This window comes from Mesorhizobium sp. M0633 (assembly GCF_040320645.1).
Classification (GTDB): Bacteria; Pseudomonadota; Alphaproteobacteria; order Rhizobiales; family Rhizobiaceae; genus Mesorhizobium.
The window spans coordinates 71,526-88,441 of record NZ_JAMYQC010000011.1 but is presented as its reverse complement, the minus strand read 5'-3'; the positions used below and the strand labels follow the sequence as shown (position 1 = coordinate 88,441).

Here is a 16,916-nt window from a genome sequence, read left to right as displayed (position 1 = left end):
TATCCTCTTCTTTGAGCTCAAGGAGAAGAAAATGTCCTTCGAAAACTGGGCCGCCTTTGCCGCCGCCTCGGCAGTCCTTCTGGTCATTCCGGGCCCGACCATCCTGCTGGTGGTTTCCTATGCGCTCGGCCAGGGCTGGCGCACCGCGCTGCCGATGGCAGTCGGCGTGGCGCTCGGCGACTTCACCGCGGTGACATTGTCGATGCTGGGCATCGGCGCGCTGCTGGCGGCGTCCGCCACCGTATTCACCGTGCTGAAGGTGATCGGCGCCGGCTATCTGATCTATCTCGGCATCAAGCTGTTTCGCGCCGGCGGCGCGCTCCGGGCCGAACCGCGCACCGATGCGGTGTCATCGGCGAAAATGACGGCGCACGCCTGGCTGGTTACCGCGCTCAATCCGAAAAGCATCACCTTTTTCGTCGCCTTCCTGCCGCAGTTCCTCGACCGGCATGCGGATTTCTGGACACAGATGCTGATCTTCGAGACGACCTTCCTGACGCTCGCCTTCGCCAATGCCTTCGGTTATGCGCTGATCGCGGCAAGGGCGCGCAACGTCGTGCGCAACCCAAAGGCGATCCGCATCTTCAACCGCACCGGCGGCACGCTGCTGGTCAGCGCCGGGATCGCCACAGTGGCGATGCGCTCGGGCAACTGAGGACAGACCATGGCGGTGAGCGATGCATTCGGCCTGACACTGTCTGGCGCGACGGAGGCCGGGCTCTCGTCCTACAGCCGGGCTGTTCGCGAATTGCAGTGCTTCATCGGCGATCCGGTCGGTTCCATTGACCGGGCAATCGCCGAAGATCCCGGCTTCGTCATGGCGCATGTGTTCAAGGGTTATCTCTTTGGCCTTGCCACCGAGCGCGAAGCGACGGCGGTGGCCAAGGCATGTCACGAGGCGGCGCTGCCGCTTGCCGCGACGACGCGCGAGCAGGCGCATGTCGCCGCCCTTGGCTACCTTGCGGATGGACGCTGGCACGAGGCCGCCCGCGTGCTGGAGGATATCGCCATCGAGTTTCCGCTCGATGCGCTGGCGCTGCAGACCGGCCACCAGATCGACTTCTTCACCGGCAATGCGCGCATGCTGCGCGACCGCATCGGCCGCGCGCTGCCGTCCTGGCAGAGCGGCATGCCGGGCTATCACGCCATACTCGGGATGCAGGCCTTTGGCCTGGAGGAAATGGGCGACTACGCGCGCGCCGAAAAACTTGGCCGCACGGCGGTGGATCTCGAGCCGCGCGACGGCTGGGCCCAGCATGCGGTGGCCCATGTCATGGAGATGCAGAGCCGGCAGAAGGACGGCATTCTGTGGATGCGCGCCAATCCCGAAGCGTGGACGCGGGAAAGCTTCCTGCAGGTGCATAATTGGTGGCATCTGGCGCTGTTCCATTATGATCTCGGCGAGACCGACGAGGTGCTGGCGCTCTACGACGGGCCGATCTATGGCGAGCGCTCGAAGCTGGCGCTCAATATGGTCGATGCCTCGGCGATCCTGTGGCGGCTGCATCTCGGCGGCGTCGATGTCGGCGAGCGCTGGACGGCACTCGCCGCCAACTGGTTGCCCAAGGCGAGCGCCGGCCATTATGCCTTCAACGACGCCCACGCGATGATGGCGTTTGTCGGCGCCGGCCTCGAAGCGCCGGCCCGCGGCTTGCTCGAGGCGCAGCGCGAGGCGATCCGCGGCAAGGACGACAACGCTGCTTTCACCAGGGATGTCGGCCATCCCCTGACGCTCGCCATCAAGGCATTCGGCGAGGGCGATTATGCCGGGACGATACGCCTGATCCGGCCGATCCGGGCAATCGCCCATCGCTTCGGCGGCAGCCACGCACAACGCGACGTCATCGACCTGACGCTGATCGAAGCGGCATTGCGTTCCGGTGATGGCGCGCTGGCGAGGGCGCTTGCGGCGGAACGCGCGCTGGCACGGCCGGACAGCCCGTTGTCGGCACTGTTTTCACGGCGTGCAACCGCTCTCGCGGCGAATTGACCAAGGCCACATCTTGCCTTAAAAACTGCCCCGACCAGATTTTTTCGAGCGTCGAAAAAATCTTCGCGTGTTGACCGGGGTGCGTTTCCGGCGGCACGATTGCCGGGATATCTTCGCCGCCCGTGTCACAGGACTGGGCGGGGAAGCAAGAAAGACCGTCGCCGCCAGGCATGACGGTCATGGGAGGAAACATGTATCTCGGCCTCGATCTCGGCACGTCGGGCGTCAAGGCGCTGCTGATCGATGCAAGGCAGAGCATCGTCGGTTCCGGCCATGCGCCGCTCGACGTGTCGCGCCCGCATCCCGGCTGGTCCGAGCAGAATCCCGCAGACTGGATCCGCGCCTGCGAAGCGGCGGTCGGCGAGCTGCGGTCAATGCATGCGAAGGAACTCGCGGCGGTCAAAGGCATCGGCCTTTCCGGCCATATGCATGGCGCCACTCTGCTCGATGCCGCCGACCAGGTGCTGCGCCCCTGCATTCTATGGAACGACACACGCAGCCACGCCGAGGCGGCCGCGCTCGATGCCGACCCGCGCTTTCGCAAGCTGACCGGCAACATCGTCTTTCCCGGCTTCACCGCGCCAAAGCTCGCCTGGGTGAAAAACAACGAACCGGCTGTTTTTGCCAGGGTGGCAAAGGTCCTGCTGCCGAAGGACTTTTTGCGGCTCTGGCTCGCCGGCGAGCATATTTCGGAAATGTCGGATTCGGCTGGCACGTCGTGGCTCGATGTCGGCAAACGCGCCTGGTCCTCCGAACTGCTCGCTGTCACGTCGCTCGACGAAAGGCAGATGCCGTCATTGGTCGAAGGCACGGCCAAGGCCGGTGCCTTGCGCGCCGAATTGGCCGCCAAATGGGGCATGCAGGCGGGCATCCCGATCGCCGGCGGTGCCGGCGACAACGCGGCTTCGGCCTGCGGCATGGGCACGGTCGGCGCCGGGCAGGCGTTCGTCTCGCTCGGCACGTCGGGCGTGCTTTTTGCCGCCAACGCGTCGTATCTGCCCAATCCGGAAAGCGCGGTGCACACATTCTGCCACGCACTGCCCGGCACCTGGCACCAGATGGGCGTCATCCTGTCGGCAACCGATTCGCTCAACTGGCTGTCGGGGATCGCTGGAAAAAGCGCCGGCGAGTTGACCGCCGAACTCGGCGATGCGCTGCAGGCGCCGACCGGTGTCTCCTTCCTGCCGTACCTGTCAGGCGAGCGGACGCCTCACAATGATTCCGTCATTCGGGGCGCCTTTACCGGGCTTGCCCACGAGTCCGGCCGCGCGGCGCTGACCCAGGCCGTGCTCGAAGGCGTCGCTTTCGCTTTCCGCGACAGTCTGGAAGCACTGGCCAAAGCCGGCACGACGCTGACCCGGGTGACGGCGATCGGCGGCGGCTCGCGCTCGCACTATTGGCTGAAGGCAATCGCCACAGCGCTTGGCCTGCCAGTCGATATTCCAGCCGACGGCGATTTCGGCGCTGCCTTTGGCGCGGCCCGACTTGGCCTGATCGCGGCGACCGGTGCCGATCCGCGCGCCGTCTGCGCGGCGCCGGCGACCGACGCCACGGTCGAGCCGGTCGCCGCCCTCGGTGACGCCTATGCGCAAGCCTATCAGCGCTATCGCCAGCTTTATCCGGCGATCAGAGGCGCCACGGCGTGAACGGTTTCCCGCCCACGCCGCGGCCTGCCGAGAAGGCCTCATTGTGCCGGCACTTTGTCGAGAAAGCCGGTGACGCTTTTCAGCCGGCCGTTTTCGATGACGCCGATATCGGTGCCTTCGATGACGGATTCGGTGCCGTCCGGCCCGAGGTTCCACGAGAAGCGGATGGTATCGGCGAAGCCGTCCGGCTTGCCTTTCAGCGAGAACCTGAAGCCGGCAAAGCGCTGCTGCACGCCGTCGATCAGCGCCGCGATGCCGTCATGGCCGTCGCCCTGCATGATCGGATCGCGATAGCCGACGTCCTCGGTGAAGGTTGCCTCGAGCAAGGCTTTTCTGCGCGCGTCGTCGCTCTCGTTCCAGGCGGCGATGTAGTTTTCGGCAATGGTGTTGAGGTCGGTCATGGTCTGTCTCCTTCGTTGGGTGGCTTTGACATGAGCCTTTTCGACCAGCTTCAGCGCGAAACCAATTACGCCTGAGGTAATCAGGCCGAACCATGCGAGAGGAAAAGAACATGAGCAGCGGTTTTTTCGGCGACATCCAACAGATCAAATACGAGGGACCGGATTCGACCAATCCGCTGGCCTACCGGTTCTACAATCCCGACGAGATCGTCGCCGGCAAGCGGCTGGAAGACCATCTGCGCTTTGCCGTCGCTTATTGGCATTCCTTCGCCTGGCCGGGCGGCGATCCGTTCGGCGGTCAGACGTTCGACCGGCCATGGTTCCCCAAGGCCGGCGGTACCGACACCATGGAGCTGGCCAAACTCAAGGCCGACGTCGCCTTCGAGATGTTTTCGTTGCTGGGCGCGCCTTATTTCTGCTTCCACGATGCCGACGTGCGGCCGGAGGGCCGGGACTTTTCCGAAAGTGCGGCGCGGCTCGACGAGATCGCCGATTATTTCTCGGGAAAGATGAAGCAGACCGGCGTCAAGCTGTTGTGGGGCACGGCCAACCTGTTCTCCAACCGCCGCTTCATGTCAGGCGCCGCCACCAATCCCGATCCGGACGTCTTTGCCTATTCGGCGGCGACGGTGAAACACTGCATCGACGTCACCAAGCGGCTGAACGGCGAGAACTACGTGCTGTGGGGCGGCCGCGAGGGCTATGAGACGCTGCTCAACACCGACCTTGCCCGCGAACAGGAACAGGCCGGCCGTTTCCTCAACCTGGTCGTCGATTACAAGCACAGGATCGGCTTCGAAGGCACCATCCTGATCGAGCCGAAGCCGCAGGAGCCGACCAAGCACCAGTACGATTACGACGTCGCCACCGTCTACGGCTTCCTCAAGCGTTTCGGACTGGAGAACGAGGTCAAGCTCAACATCGAGCAAGGCCACGCCATCCTGGCCGGCCATTCGTTCGAACATGAGTTGGCGCTGGCCAATGCGCTCGGCATTTTCGGCTCGATCGATATGAACCGCAACGACTACCAGTCGGGCTGGGATACCGACCAGTTCCCGAACAATGTGCCGGAGATGGCACTCGCCTATTATCAGGTGCTGCAGGCCGGCGGCTTCAAGACCGGCGGCACCAATTTCGACGCCAAGCTCAGGCGCCAGTCGCTCGATCCGCAGGACCTGCTGATCGGCCACATCGGCGGCATGGATTGTTGCGCCCGCGGCCTCAAGGCAGCGGCACGCATGGTCGAGGACAAGGCGCTGTCCGCCCCGCTCGCCGAGCGCTATGCCGGCTGGGATTCGACCGAGGCCAAGGCGATGCTTGCCGGCAAGCGTACGCTCGAGGAGGTCGCTGAGCGCGTCGTCAAGGAGAAGATCGAGCCGCAGCCCAGATCCGGCCGCCAAGAGCTACTCGAGAACATCGTCAACCGGTACGTCTGAGGCGTACCCGGTTCGCGGCCGCATTGTTCGAACGGCCGCGGATAAAGGCGGCTTTCCGCGGGGCTGAAACCAACAAGGTTTGCCCCGTGCGAAACTTCGCCCTGCTTGCTGACCGGGCCTGGCATTTGCCTTAGCCGTGATCGAAGCCTCTCAGGTAGGCGCAAAACATGTCGGCCATGGCGTTGGCGTAGACTTCAATCTCCTTGGGCGTTCGAGGCGTCTCCGAGAACTGCTTCCCCACCGTGCTGAGCGTCGTCATGACCAGGTCGCCGGCCAATTCGCGAGTCACTTGCGCGGCGTTTGGCAACGCCTCCTGCATGAAGAGCTGGATGGTGCGGTCTCCGGACGCCCTTGCCGTCTGCGCCTCGGGCGCGTCGCGGTAAAGCGGTGCGGCGTCGTCGAGCGCCACACGCACCGCAGCCTCGTCACACTCCGAGCGGAGGAAGGCGTGGACCAGGTCGCGCAGCCGGTCAAGCGGCGGTTTCCTGATATCCTCGAGGATGTCACGCAGCAAATCGGTCGTCTGCCGCCATTCGTCGCTCTGGAGCCGGAACAGGATCGCCGCCTTGTTCGGAAAATACTGATACAGCGATCCGACGCTGACGCCGGCCTTCTCGGCCACCCGTGCCGTGGTGAAGCGCTGCGCGCCTTCCTTCGCCAAAACCTGAACAGCAGCCTGCAAAATCGCAGCGACGAGCTCCGCCGAGCGGGCTTGCTTGGGCTGTTTTCGCGAGGAAATCCGGGAGCTTCGGTGATCGCTCATTGAGGGGCGCGCCAATGCGATTAGTAAATGCGAATGATTAGTCGTATTTTGAATGCCGCACAAGAACGCATTCCATTCCGACTGGAGACCGATATGACCATACTGACGACAACGCCGCTCGCGCCCCTGCTGGACCGCCTGTTCGAGGAAGCCGCTGCCGCAACGAGCCCCGCGGTGGCGGAACTCTCGGCCGAGGAGCGGAGCCGCCTCATTCGAAGCAAGACCGAATACCTCGATTTCTATGGGCGGCTAAAGGACCTCTGGCTTCCCGTCTCGCGAGAGACCGGCATGCTGCTCTACATGCTGGCACGAGGCAGCGGCGCAAGGACGATCGTTGAATTTGGAACCTCGTTCGGCATCTCGACCCTGCACCTTGCCGCAGCCTTGCGGGACAATGGCGGCGGCCGCCTGATCACCAGCGAGTTCGAGCCATCCAAGGTCGCGCGCGCGAGGAGTAACCTGACAGCAGGCGGTCTCATTGACATGGTGGAAATCCGCGAAGGAGACGCGCTGCAAACATTAAGCGTCGATCTTCCCGAAACGGTCGACCTGCTTCTGCTCGACGGCGCCAAAGCGCTCTATCCCGAGATCTTGAGTCTGGTTGAAAGCCGCCTCAGGCCGGGCGCCTTCGTCGTTGCCGACAACGCAGATCTTTGCCCCGAATACCTCGAGCGGGTGCGCTCGACCGGGAGTGGCTACATGTCCACGCCGTTCGGCGAGGATGTTGAACTGTCGATGCGGCTTGGCTGAAGCACTGCCTGACCTGCCGGAACGATCGTGCCCAAGATGGGCGGCGGCGGACAAAACTTTGCCCGGCATCGCCCATCAATCGCCTCGCTCTTGCCTTCAAACAGCCGTCACGAACCTCCTATAGTGTGGTTCGTGGCGGGATTCAGAAAGAAGGAGGCGAAACGATATGCAGCACGAACGCGAAATCGACGCCCTGCTCTCATCTGGCGAGGCTGGATCGATCATCGACCGGCTGATGGCGCTGCCGCACCCGAAACAAGGTGCGCTGAGTGCAAACGAATGGGATCGCGCGGTCGCCAGCCGCTTCGAGACCCATCTTGCGAGACAGATGCGCTCGCAGATCGACGGCAGCAGCGACCGCCAGGACGCTGCCTGATCTACCTTTGTCTATGCATGTCGTTATCCCAAAACCGCTCCGCACCCTCGGGTCAAGCCCGTGGCCAGGCTTTTGGGCGACATGCATTATCCCCGACGCAGCCTGACCGGCGCTTCGCCGAACGCTCTTGAAAACGCTCTGGAAAATGCCGCGGCGGACGAAAACCCCGTTCGCCCGGCAATGTCCGCCATGGCGATGCGCGTGTCGACCACCAGCCGGCGCGCGGCGCCGAGGCGCAGCCTGAGGTAATAAGCGCCGGGCGTTTCGCCGATCGACTTGCGAAAGATGCTTTCCAGCGTCCGTGCCGTCACCCCGGCGCGCTTTGCCACGGCGGCGATAGTCAGCGGCTGGTCGACATGCGCTTCCATCAGCCGAATGGCTTGCGCCAGCCTGGGATCGTAGCCGTCGAGACGGCCGAGCGAGACCAGCGGTTGCGCGTCCGTCGCGGCGCGCGCCTGGTCGTAGATGAAGACGCTCGCGACATCTAGCGCCACGGCCATGCCGAGCCGCGTGCGGATCAGATGCAGCATCAGGTCGAAGGTCGGCGAGGCGCCGCCGGTGGTGAACACCGGGCCATCGATGACGTAGCGGTCGGGGCGCACGTCGACGCCGGGAAAGGCCGACGAGAAATCCTCCATGTCCTCCCAGTGGGTGGTGGCGCTGCGCCCCTCCAGCAGACCCGCGCGGGCAACCAGCCAGGTGCCGGCCTCGACGCCGCCGCAGGCGCGTGCCGCGCGCGCCGCCCGGCGCAGTCCGGACAGCAGGGCCGATGTGGCGTAGTTCTGCGTGCCGAAGCCGGCGACGACGACCAGCATATCGGTTGTGTCAGCCGCATCGAAGCGGCCGCTGACCGCCACCGGCAGGCCGCATGTGGTGACCGGCGCCTCGCCTGTCACCGAGACCAGCCTGAAATCGAACAGCGTCTCACCGGCAATGCGGTTGGCGGCGCGCAACGGATCGACGGCCGACGCGACGCACATGATCGACGAGCCGGCGAATACCAGCAGCGTTACCTTGAGCGGCAAACGCTCGGCCCGAAAGATCGTCGGTTTTTCGTTTTTGGTCACACGATCTTCGTAAAACGCAAAACAGTTTCCGGCAAGTCAGGCATTCTTGCCCTACGTTCTATTGGGAGAGAGTCCGATGCCGTTAGCGATGAACCGTGAGGTTTTCATTACCTGTGCCGTGACCGGGTCCGGCGGTTCGCAGGACCGCAGCCCGCATGTGCCGCGCTCGCCCAGAGAGATCGCCGATTCGGCTATCCAGGCGGCAAAGGCAGGTGCTGCAATCGTGCACTGCCATGTGCGCGATCCCGAGACCGGCAAGCCTAGGCGCGACGTGCATCTCTATCGCGAAGTAACCGAGCGCATCCGCGCGGCGGACGTCGACGTGGTGCTGAACCTGACCGCCGGCATGGGGGGTGACATGGTATTCGGCCCGCCGGAGAAGCCGCTGCCGCTGAACGAAAAAGGCACGGACATGGGCGGCGCGAGCAACCGCATGGAACATGTGAGCCAGTGCCTGCCGGAAATCTGCACGCTCGATTGCGGCACCATGAATTTCGCCGAGGCCGATTATGTCATGACCAATACGCCCGGCATGCTGCGTGCCATGGGCGGCATGATGACGGCGCTCGGCGTCAAGCCGGAGATCGAGGCCTTCGACACCGGGCATCTGTGGTTCGCCAAGCAATTGGTCGAGGAAGAAGTGCTGAAGCCGGACGCGCTGGTGCAATTGTGCATGGGCGTGCCGTGGGGCGCGCCGGACGACCTCAACACCTTCATGGCCATGGTCAACAATGTACCGTCGACCTGGAACTGGTCGGCCTTTGCCATTGGCCGCAACCAGATGGCCTATGTCGCGGCCGCGGTGCTGGCTGGCGGCAATGTCCGCGTCGGACTGGAGGATAATCTCTGGCTCGACAAGGGCGTGCTGGCGACCAATGCGCAGCTGGTCGAGCGGGCGGTCAGCATCGTGTCGAATATGGGCGCCAGGGTCATCGGCCCGGAAGAAGTCCGCAAGAAGCTGAACCTGACGAAGCGGGCACCGCTTTGAAAAGCCGGTAGCCGGTTGGGAGGAGCCGCCGATGAAGACCGTGAAATTCACCGCCATGAAGGACGGCGACCGCGAGGACTATGCCTTCCTCACCGAGCACGAGATCGACTATGCGGCAAAGACCGGCGAGCGGCTGCTCGACGCGCTCGTCCAGCTTGATGCGGGCCTCTCGGGCTACAAGATCACCCGGCTCGGCCATTCACTGCAAGCGGCAACACGGGCCTGGCGCGACGGCGCCGACACCGACTGGATTGCCTGCGCCTTGCTGCACGATATTGGCGACATCTACGCGCCCTATAACCACGACGAGTATGCGGCGTCGATCCTGAAGCCTTTTGTGCGCGAGCAATGCACCTGGGTGGTGGAGAAGCACGGCGATTTCCAGCGCCTCTATTACGCCCACCACCTCGGCGGCAATCCACACGCCCGCGACCGTTTCGCCGGGCACATCTACTTCGACGATTGCGATAAGTTTTGCGAACGCTGGGATCAGTCGAGCTTCGATCCCGACTACGAGACATTGCCGATCGATTTCTTCCGGCCCTTCGTGCTCGAAGTGTTCGCGCGCAAGGCCTATGACGCATCCGTGATCCGTGCCGGCGAGCGTGTCGCCCTCACCGACCCCGCAACAGCCCGCACAAGAACCGGAGCTTCCGCATGAGCATCATCAACAAGGCGGCCGCGATCGGCGGCGGCGTCATCGGCGCCGGCTGGGTGGCGCGGCTGCTGCTCAACGGCATCGACGTGTCGATCTTCGATCCCGATCCCGAGGCGTCACGCAAGGTCGGCGAGGTGATGAAGGGCGCACGCCGCGCCTACAAGCAGATGCTGCCCGGCGGCCTGCCGAAAGAGGGCAAGCTTACCTTCGCCAAGACGATCGCCGAGGCGGTGGCCGACGCCGACTTCATCCAGGAAAGCGTGCCGGAGCGGCTCGACCTGAAGCACCGCGTGCTGGCCGAGATCGACCTTTATGCACCGGCCAACGCCATTATCGGCTCCTCCACCTCCGGCATCAAACCGACCGACATGCAGGTGGCGATGAAGAAGCACCCGGAGCGGCTGGTCGTCGGCCATCCGTTCAACCCCGTCTATCTGCTGCCGCTGGTCGAAATCGTCGGCGGCGAACAGACCTTTCCCGAGGCGATCGAAGTCGCCAAGGAGATGTATGCCTCGATCGGCATGAAGCCGGTGGTGATCCGCAAGGAGATCGAAGCGTTCGTCGGCGACCGGCTGCTCGAAGCGGCCTGGCGCGAGGCGCTGTGGCTGGTCAAGGACGGCATCTGCACGGTCGAGGAGCTCGACGACATCATGCGCTACGGCTTCGGCCTGCGCTGGGCGCAGATGGGCATGTTCCAGGTCTATCGCGTCGCCGGCGGCGAGGCCGGCATGCGCCACTTCATGGCGCAGTTCGGCCCGTGCCTGAAATGGCCGTGGACCAAGCTGATGGACGTGCCGGAGTTCAACGATGAGCTGGTCGAGCTGATCGCGACGCAGTCGGACGACCAGGCGCACGGTCTGTCGATCCGCGAGCTCGAAAAGATCCGCGACGACAATCTGGTCGCCATCATGGAGGCACTGTCGAAGCAGAACAAAGGCAAAGGCTGGGGTGCCGGCGCCCTGCATAAGGACTACACCAGGCAGCTGGCCAAGCTCGCGGCCAAGAAGCCCACCGCCTCCAAGGCGGCCGAAAAGGCCAAGGCTGAAAAGCCGAAGAAAAGGAAGAAAGGCTGAGACCATGGATTTTGGTCTTTCGGAGGAGCAGAAGCTCATCGTCGAGACGACGCGGGCCTTCGTCGAGAACGAGCTTTACCCGCATGAGCGCGAAGTAGAGCGTACCGGCGTGCTGCGCCGCGAGCTGATCGAGGAGATCAAGGCCAAGGCGATCGAAGCCGGCCTCTATGCCGCCAACATGCCGGCCGATGTCGGCGGCGCCGGGCTCGATACGGTGACCTGGCTGCTCTATGAAAAGGAACTCGGCCGCGCCAATTACGCGCTGCATTGGACCTGCGTGGCGCGGCCTTCGAACATCCTCCTTGCCGGCACGCCGGAGCAGCGCGAAAAATATCTGTTTCCCTGCATTCGCGGCGAGAAATGGGATTGCCTGGCAATGACCGAGCCGGGCGCCGGCTCCGATCTGCGCGGCATGAAGGCAACCGCCGTGCAAGACGGCGACGACTGGGTGCTGAACGGCACCAAGCATTTCATCAGCCATGCGGATCTCGCCGATTTCGCCATCGTCTTCATGGCCTCGGGTGAGGAAGAGTCTTCGCGTGGAAAACGCAAGAAGATCACCGCCTTTTTCGTCGACAAGGGCACCAAGGGTTTCACCGTGCGCGACGGCTACCGCAACGTCTCGCATCGCGGCTACACCAACGCCATCCTCGAATTCGACGATTGCCGGTTGCCGGCGAGCCAGGTTCTGGGCGAGGTCCACAAGGGCTTCGAGGTCGCCAATTCCTGGCTCGGCGCAACGCGCCTGCAGGTCGGCGCCACCTGCCTTGGCCGTGCCGAGCGGGCGCTTGGCCATGCCATCGAATACGCCGCGCAGCGCCAGCAATTCGGCCAGCCGATCGGCAAATTCCAGGGCGTGTCGTTCAAGCTCGCCGACATGGCGACCGAGCTGAAGGCCGCCGACCTGATGGTGTTCGAAGCCGGCTGGAAGTACGATCAGGGCACCGTCACCGACCAGGACATGGCCATGGCCAAACTGAAGGCCACCGAAATGCTCGCCTTTGTCGCCGACGAGGCGATCCAGATCCATGGCGGCATGGGGCTGATGGACGATTTGCCGCTCGAGCGCATCTGGCGCGACGCCCGCGTCGAGCGCATCTGGGAAGGCACTTCGGAAATCCAGCGCCACATCATCTCGCGGGCGCTGCTGCGCCCGTTCGGGGGCTGAACAGCGCAATGTTTGCATTCCTTCGCGCCCCCCTCTGTCCTATCGGACATCTCCCCCTCAAGGGGGGAGATCGGCCGCCATTCCTGATTTCGCCAGTTATTGCCGTTGCATGCCTGGGGCCGGCGGCCCAACTGCCAATCTCCCCCCTTGAGGGGGAGATGCCAAGTTTTGGCAAAGAGGGCAGGGCAGAGGGGGGTGTTCATGCACAAACTTGAACGTCTTTTGCGCCCACGAACGATCGCGGTCTTCGGTGGCGCGCAGGCTGCCGCCGTCGTCGCGCAATCGATCAAGATGGGCTTTGCCGGCGAGATCTGGCCGGTGCATCCGAGCAAGGCCGAGGTCGCCGGCCGCAAGGCCTATCGCTCGGTGGCCGAATTGCCCGGTGCGCCGGATGCCGCTTTCGTCGGCGTCAACCGGCACTTGACCATCGAAGTGGTCAAGGCACTGGCCGAGCGCGGCGCCGGCGGTGCGGTCTGCTTCGCCGCCGGCTTCCTCGAAACCGAGGCCTATGACGAGGACGGCGAGCGGCTGCAGGCCGAGCTGGTCGCGGCGGCGGGCCAAATGCCAATCATCGGGCCGAACTGCTACGGGCTCATCAACTATGCCGACGGCGCGCTTTTGTGGCCCGACCAGCATGGCGGCATCAGGCTGCCAGAAGACGGTCGCGGCGTTGCCATCATCACCCAGTCGTCGAACATCGCCATCAATATGACGATGCAGAAGCGCGGCCTGCCGATCGCCTTTCTGATGACCGCCGGCAACCAGGCGCAGACCGGGCTTTCCGAAATGGCGCTCGGCCTGATCGAGGACGACCGTGTCACCGCGCTCGGCTTGCATATCGAGGCTTTCGATTCGGTAGCCGGCTTCGAAAGGCTGGCGGCACGGGCGCGCGAGCTGAAAAAGCCTGTCATCGCCATGAAGGTCGGCCGCTCCGAGCAGGCGCGGCAGGCGGCCGTTTCCCATACCGCGTCGCTGGCCGGCTCGGACGCAGCGTCCGGCGCCTTCCTGAAGCGGCTCGGCATCGCGCGCATCGATTCGATCCCGGCCTTCATCGAGGCGCTCAAGCTGCTGCACGTCACCGGCCCCCTGCCCGGCTACCGGCTGTCGTCGATGAGCTGTTCGGGCGGCGAGGCGTCGGTGATGGCCGACAGCGCCGAAGACCGCTGGGTGACGTTTCCGCCACTCACCCCCGAGCACCGCGCGCATGTCAAATCGACGCTCGGGCCGCTGGTCGCGGTGGCCAACCCGCTCGACTACCACACCTTCATCTGGAACAACGAGCCGGCGATGACCGCCACCTTCACCGCGATGGTGTCGGGCGGCTTCGACCTCAACATGCTGGTGCTCGATTTCCCGCGCCCCGACCGCTGCTCGGACACCGACTGGTGGGCGACGCTGCGCGCCTTCGAAGTGGCGCTGAAGACCAACAGCGCGCAAGGCGCGATCGTCTCCTCGCTGCCGGAGAACCTGCCCGAGGAATACACTGCCGGCCTGATGGCGCGGGGCATGGTGCCGCTGTTCGGCATCTCCGAAGCCATGGACGCCGCCCAGGCGGCGGCCTTCATCGGCTGGGCCTGGCGCGAGCCGCAGGCGCAGCCGATCGACACTTCGGCGTCCGGCGCGCCGGCCGGCGACCATGTCACGCCGGACGAGGCCGAGGCGAAGGCGCGGCTCATCGAGGCCGGGCTCCCCGTGCCGAAGGGCGAGCGCGCCGGCAACGCGGTCGAAGCTGTCATCTCCTCGATGGCGCTCGGCTTCCCGGTGGCGCTGAAGGCCCTTGGTGTCATCCACAAGTCCGAGCTCGACGCGGTCCGGCTCAATTTGAGGGATGCCGAATCCGTCAGCACCGCCGCCCACGATCTCGGCCCGCTCGGCACGGGCCTTTATGTCGAGCGCATGGTGCGCGACGGCGTCGCCGAGCTGCTCGTCGGCTTCACCCGCGACCCGATGTTCGGCGCGGTGATGACGCTCGGCACCGGCGGCGTGCTGGTCGAGCTGTTGCGCGACAGCGTCACGCTGATGCTGCCGGCGACCCGCGACGATATCGAGGCCGCTTTGCGCGGGCTGAAACTGTTCCCGCTGCTCGACGGCTATCGCGGTCGGCCGAAGGCCGATGTTGCAGCGGCAATCGATGCGATATCTGGCATTGCCGCTTTCGTGCAGCAAAACGCCGGCGAGATCGAGGAACTCGACATCAATCCGCTGATCGTCTGCACCGAAGGCAAGGGCGCCTGGATCGCCGATGCGCTGCTGGTACTTGGAGACAAGAAGAATGTCTGAAATCATTTCGACCCGCCGCGAAGGCGCTGTCCTCGAAGTCACGCTCGACCGGCCCAAGGCCAATGCCATCGACCTGAAGACGTCGCGGCTGATGGGCGAGACTTTCAAGGCGTTTCGCGACGATCCCGACTTGCGCGTCGCCATCGTCAAGACCGCCGGTGGCAAGTTCTTCTGCGCCGGCTGGGACCTGAAGGCCGCGGCCGGCGGCGACGCGGTCGACGGCGACTACGGCGTCGGCGGCTTCGGCGGGCTGCAGGAACTGCGCGATCTCAACAAGCCGGTGATCGCCTGCGTCAACGGCATGGCGGTCGGCGGCGGCTTCGAACTGGCGCTATCCTGCGACCTCATCTATGCGTCGGACCACTCCTCCTTCGCGCTGCCCGAAATCCGCGCCGGCACGCTGGCCGATGCGGCGACGATCAAGCTGCCGAAGCGCATCCCCTACCATGTCGCCATGGACCTTTTGCTCACCGGCCGCTGGATGGACGTCGCCGAGGCGAATCGCTGGGGCCTGGTCAACGAGGTGCTGCCCAAGGACAGGCTGGAGGACCGCGTCTGGGAGATCGCGCGGCTGCTCGCCAGCGGCCCGCCGCTGGTCTTCGCCGCGATCAAGGAGACGGCCCGGGTCGCAGAATCGCTGACTTTCCAGGACGCGATGAACCGGGTGACGCGCCGGCAACTGTCGACGGTTGACGCACTCTACGGCTCGGAGGACAATCTCGAGGGCTTTCGCGCCTTTGCCGAAAAGCGCGATCCGGTGTGGAAGGGGAAGTAGTGGTATTGCAGGAATGATGGCGCTCACCCCCCTCTGTCCTGCCGGACATCTCCCCCTCAAGGGGGGAGATTGGATGTCATCATCGCTTTCGCCAATTGTCGACGCCGGAGAAAAGGCGGTTTCGCCGAAGCTGCCGATCTCCCCACTTGAGGGGGAGATGGCCGGCAGGCCAGAGGGGGGTGTTCAGGCGGATTCATTGCGATCCATCCAGCGCCCATGACCGACTACAAAACCCTCATCGACGCCGAGACCTGGGCCTTCATCGAGCGGACCAATTCTTATTATCCGCCCGATACGATCGACTACACCATCGCCGAGCAGCGCGAGATCTACAACCGGATGTGCCGCGAGTTCTTTGCCGGCTATCCCCAAGGCGTCACGGCGGAAACCACCGCCATTGCCACACCCTGGCACATTCCGATCCGCGTCTACCGCGCCCCGGCGCCGGAAGCTTCGGCGATGGTGCTTTATTTCCATGGCGGCGGTTTTATCCTCGGCGGGCTCGACAGCCACGACGACCTCTGCGCCGAGCTGTGCGGCCGCACCGGCTATGAAGTGGTTTCGGTCGACTACCGGCTGGCGCCTGAGCACCTTCATCCGGCCGCCTTCGACGACGCCATCAGCGCCTTCGAATGGGCGGCGGCGACTTACGAGCGTCCTGTCCTGCTCTGCGGCGACAGTGCCGGCGGCAATCTCGCCGCCGCTGTCAGTCACGCAACGCGCGGCCATGCGCGCAAGCCGATCGGCCAGATTCTGGTCTATCCCGGCCTTGGCGGCGACAGCTCCGCCGGTTCCTACGTCACCCACGCGGAGGCGCCGATGCTTACCGCGCGCGACCTCGTTTTCTACAGGGACATCAGGACCGGTGGCGACGATCGCACCGGCGATCTCACTCTGTGGCCGCTCGCCGACGCCGAGTTCGCCAATCTTCCGCCCACCGTCGTGATCACCGCTGAATGCGACCCGCTGTCGTCGGACGGCGAAGCCTATCGCGACCGCATCGTTGCCGCGGGCGGGCGCGCCTGGTGGCTCGAGGAGCCGGGGCTGGTGCATGGCTATTTGCGCGCCAGGCACACGGCCGGCCGCGCCCGCTCGAGCTTTACCCGGATTGTCGATGCGGTAGCGGTTTTGGGAAGGGGCGAGTGGATCTGGTGAGGGATGTCTTCCCGACCAGAACGGGCCTTTGTCGGCCGGTACAGCTCTATTTGCGGCGGCGTCGCCGGCCGGAAACCTGCTTCAGCCAAGGTCCTAAATGAAAGCCGCTCATCAGCAGGTACATCGGGACCATGCCGCCCAGCGGTGACGCCTCTTGCCCGGTCGAGCACATCATGTCCGGCGCGCCGCCGAGAAGCGTCAGCAGCGCCATGGTTGCGAAGGTCGGCGCGGCCGCAAAGGACAGCCAATCGGCTGCACTATGGCCGGCCGGGCTCGCATCGCCGGTGGATCCGCCTGCATGAATCTCGCTCATGTCCGTTGTCCTGCATAGCGAGCGGGATGCGGTCGAACCGTGCATCCCGCTCCTCCAATTGTCCTGGCCGCATTTGC

General features: G+C 64.6%; 17 protein-coding genes. 13 read left to right on the top strand and 4 right to left on the bottom strand.

From position 1 onward, the window contains the following. The first annotated feature begins 31 nt into the window (after positions 1-31). From NKI47_RS14350 to xylB, 3 genes are all read left to right on the top strand, one after another. On the top strand, positions 32-655 hold the full coding sequence (locus NKI47_RS14350; protein WP_352590854.1) for a LysE family translocator: 624 nt from the start codon (positions 32-34) through the stop codon (positions 653-655). Positions 656-664: 9 nt separating this feature from the next. Beyond that, a complete protein-coding gene (locus NKI47_RS14345; protein ID WP_352590851.1) occupies positions 665-1,990 on the top strand; it encodes a tetratricopeptide repeat protein in 1,326 nt (441 codons plus the stop codon). Between the two features lie 191 nt (positions 1,991-2,181). Further along, on the top strand, positions 2,182-3,636 hold the full coding sequence (xylB, locus tag NKI47_RS14340) for a xylulokinase (protein WP_352591033.1): 1,455 nt from the start codon (positions 2,182-2,184) through the stop codon (positions 3,634-3,636). Between the two features lie 38 nt (positions 3,637-3,674). Here the strand turns inward: xylB and NKI47_RS14335 are convergent, their stop codons facing one another. After that, a complete protein-coding gene (locus NKI47_RS14335) occupies positions 3,675-4,037 on the bottom strand; it encodes a nuclear transport factor 2 family protein (protein ID WP_352590849.1) in 363 nt (120 codons plus the stop codon). A gap of 110 nt (positions 4,038-4,147) precedes the next feature. Between NKI47_RS14335 and xylA the strand changes: the two genes are divergently transcribed. Then, positions 4,148-5,473 (top strand): xylose isomerase, encoded by a 1,326-nt coding sequence (gene xylA, locus NKI47_RS14330; protein ID WP_352568437.1) that lies wholly within the window; start codon positions 4,148-4,150, stop codon positions 5,471-5,473. Positions 5,474-5,603: 130 nt separating this feature from the next. Here the strand turns inward: xylA and NKI47_RS14325 are convergent, their stop codons facing one another. Next, on the bottom strand, positions 5,604-6,236 hold the full coding sequence (locus NKI47_RS14325; protein ID WP_352590847.1) for a TetR/AcrR family transcriptional regulator: 633 nt from the start codon (positions 6,234-6,236) through the stop codon (positions 5,604-5,606). Between the two features lie 93 nt (positions 6,237-6,329). Between NKI47_RS14325 and NKI47_RS14320 the strand changes: the two genes are divergently transcribed. Together NKI47_RS14320 and NKI47_RS14315 are read left to right on the top strand one after the other, a co-directional pair. Further along, positions 6,330-6,986 (top strand): O-methyltransferase, encoded by a 657-nt coding sequence (locus NKI47_RS14320; RefSeq protein WP_352590844.1) that lies wholly within the window; start codon positions 6,330-6,332, stop codon positions 6,984-6,986. Positions 6,987-7,152: 166 nt separating this feature from the next. Further along, complete coding sequence (locus NKI47_RS14315) at positions 7,153-7,362, top strand: hypothetical protein (RefSeq protein WP_023680243.1); 210 nt, start codon at positions 7,153-7,155, stop codon at positions 7,360-7,362. A gap of 86 nt (positions 7,363-7,448) precedes the next feature. Here NKI47_RS14315 and NKI47_RS14310 read toward each other — a convergent pair whose 3' ends face one another. Next, a complete protein-coding gene (locus NKI47_RS14310; protein ID WP_352590842.1) occupies positions 7,449-8,429 on the bottom strand; it encodes a GlxA family transcriptional regulator in 981 nt (326 codons plus the stop codon). A 76-nt stretch (positions 8,430-8,505) separates the two neighbouring features. Here NKI47_RS14310 and bcoG point away from each other — a divergent pair, with 76 nt between their 5' ends. The 7 genes from bcoG (at position 8,506) to NKI47_RS14275 (ending at position 16,526) form a co-directional block, all read left to right on the top strand. Next, a complete protein-coding gene (gene bcoG / locus NKI47_RS14305; protein WP_352590839.1) occupies positions 8,506-9,417 on the top strand; it encodes a 3-dehydrocarnitine:acetyl-CoA trimethylamine transferase BcoG in 912 nt (303 codons plus the stop codon). Positions 9,418-9,448: 31 nt separating this feature from the next. Next, positions 9,449-10,078, top strand: coding sequence for an HD domain-containing protein (locus NKI47_RS14300; RefSeq protein WP_023677594.1), 630 nt, complete (start codon positions 9,449-9,451; stop codon positions 10,076-10,078). Continuing rightward, positions 10,075-11,148 carry a carnitine 3-dehydrogenase gene (locus NKI47_RS14295; protein WP_352568444.1) on the top strand — a complete coding sequence of 358 codons (1,074 nt, stop codon included), beginning with the start codon at positions 10,075-10,077 and terminating at the stop codon, positions 11,146-11,148. Before NKI47_RS14300 ends, NKI47_RS14295 begins: the two co-directional genes overlap by 4 nt. Before the next feature lie 4 nt (positions 11,149-11,152). Continuing rightward, a complete protein-coding gene (locus NKI47_RS14290) occupies positions 11,153-12,316 on the top strand; it encodes an acyl-CoA dehydrogenase family protein (protein WP_352590836.1) in 1,164 nt (387 codons plus the stop codon). A gap of 201 nt (positions 12,317-12,517) precedes the next feature. Beyond that, a complete protein-coding gene (locus NKI47_RS14285) occupies positions 12,518-14,596 on the top strand; it encodes an acetate--CoA ligase family protein (RefSeq protein WP_352590833.1) in 2,079 nt (692 codons plus the stop codon). Beyond that, positions 14,589-15,371 (top strand): carnitinyl-CoA dehydratase, encoded by a 783-nt coding sequence (locus tag NKI47_RS14280; RefSeq protein WP_352590830.1) that lies wholly within the window; start codon positions 14,589-14,591, stop codon positions 15,369-15,371. The genes NKI47_RS14285 and NKI47_RS14280 overlap by 8 nt, the downstream gene beginning before the upstream one ends. Positions 15,372-15,587: 216 nt before the next feature. Further along, positions 15,588-16,526: an alpha/beta hydrolase gene (locus NKI47_RS14275; protein WP_352590827.1), complete on the top strand. Its 939-nt coding sequence runs from the start codon at positions 15,588-15,590 to the stop codon at positions 16,524-16,526. 46 nt (positions 16,527-16,572) lie between these two features. Here the strand turns inward: NKI47_RS14275 and NKI47_RS14270 are convergent, their stop codons facing one another. Next, positions 16,573-16,839, bottom strand: coding sequence for a hypothetical protein (locus NKI47_RS14270; RefSeq protein ID WP_023677590.1), 267 nt, complete (start codon positions 16,837-16,839; stop codon positions 16,573-16,575). Between the last annotated feature and the right edge of the window lie 77 nt (positions 16,840-16,916).

What these genes read in the sequence shown, in the direction of transcription:
- NKI47_RS14350 (WP_352590854.1), top strand. Translation starts at nt 32, where the DNA reads ATGTCCTTCGAAAACTGGGCCGCCTTTGCCGCCGCCTCGGCAGTCCTT.
- NKI47_RS14345 (WP_352590851.1), top strand. Translation starts at nt 665, where the DNA reads ATGGCGGTGAGCGATGCATTCGGCCTGACACTGTCTGGCGCGACGGAG.
- xylB (WP_352591033.1), top strand. Translation starts at nt 2,182, where the DNA reads ATGTATCTCGGCCTCGATCTCGGCACGTCGGGCGTCAAGGCGCTGCTG.
- NKI47_RS14335 (WP_352590849.1), bottom strand. Translation starts at nt 4,037, where the DNA reads ATGACCGACCTCAACACCATTGCCGAAAACTACATCGCCGCCTGGAAC.
- xylA (WP_352568437.1), top strand. Translation starts at nt 4,148, where the DNA reads ATGAGCAGCGGTTTTTTCGGCGACATCCAACAGATCAAATACGAGGGA.
- NKI47_RS14325 (WP_352590847.1), bottom strand. Translation starts at nt 6,236, where the DNA reads ATGAGCGATCACCGAAGCTCCCGGATTTCCTCGCGAAAACAGCCCAAG.
- NKI47_RS14320 (WP_352590844.1), top strand. Translation starts at nt 6,330, where the DNA reads ATGACCATACTGACGACAACGCCGCTCGCGCCCCTGCTGGACCGCCTG.
- NKI47_RS14315 (WP_023680243.1), top strand. Translation starts at nt 7,153, where the DNA reads ATGCAGCACGAACGCGAAATCGACGCCCTGCTCTCATCTGGCGAGGCT.
- bcoG (WP_352590839.1), top strand. Translation starts at nt 8,506, where the DNA reads ATGCCGTTAGCGATGAACCGTGAGGTTTTCATTACCTGTGCCGTGACC.
- NKI47_RS14300 (WP_023677594.1), top strand. Translation starts at nt 9,449, where the DNA reads ATGAAGACCGTGAAATTCACCGCCATGAAGGACGGCGACCGCGAGGAC.
- NKI47_RS14295 (WP_352568444.1), top strand. Translation starts at nt 10,075, where the DNA reads ATGAGCATCATCAACAAGGCGGCCGCGATCGGCGGCGGCGTCATCGGC.
- NKI47_RS14290 (WP_352590836.1), top strand. Translation starts at nt 11,153, where the DNA reads ATGGATTTTGGTCTTTCGGAGGAGCAGAAGCTCATCGTCGAGACGACG.
- NKI47_RS14285 (WP_352590833.1), top strand. Translation starts at nt 12,518, where the DNA reads ATGCACAAACTTGAACGTCTTTTGCGCCCACGAACGATCGCGGTCTTC.
- NKI47_RS14280 (WP_352590830.1), top strand. Translation starts at nt 14,589, where the DNA reads ATGTCTGAAATCATTTCGACCCGCCGCGAAGGCGCTGTCCTCGAAGTC.
- NKI47_RS14275 (WP_352590827.1), top strand. Translation starts at nt 15,588, where the DNA reads ATGACCGACTACAAAACCCTCATCGACGCCGAGACCTGGGCCTTCATC.
- NKI47_RS14270 (WP_023677590.1), bottom strand. Translation starts at nt 16,839, where the DNA reads ATGAGCGAGATTCATGCAGGCGGATCCACCGGCGATGCGAGCCCGGCC.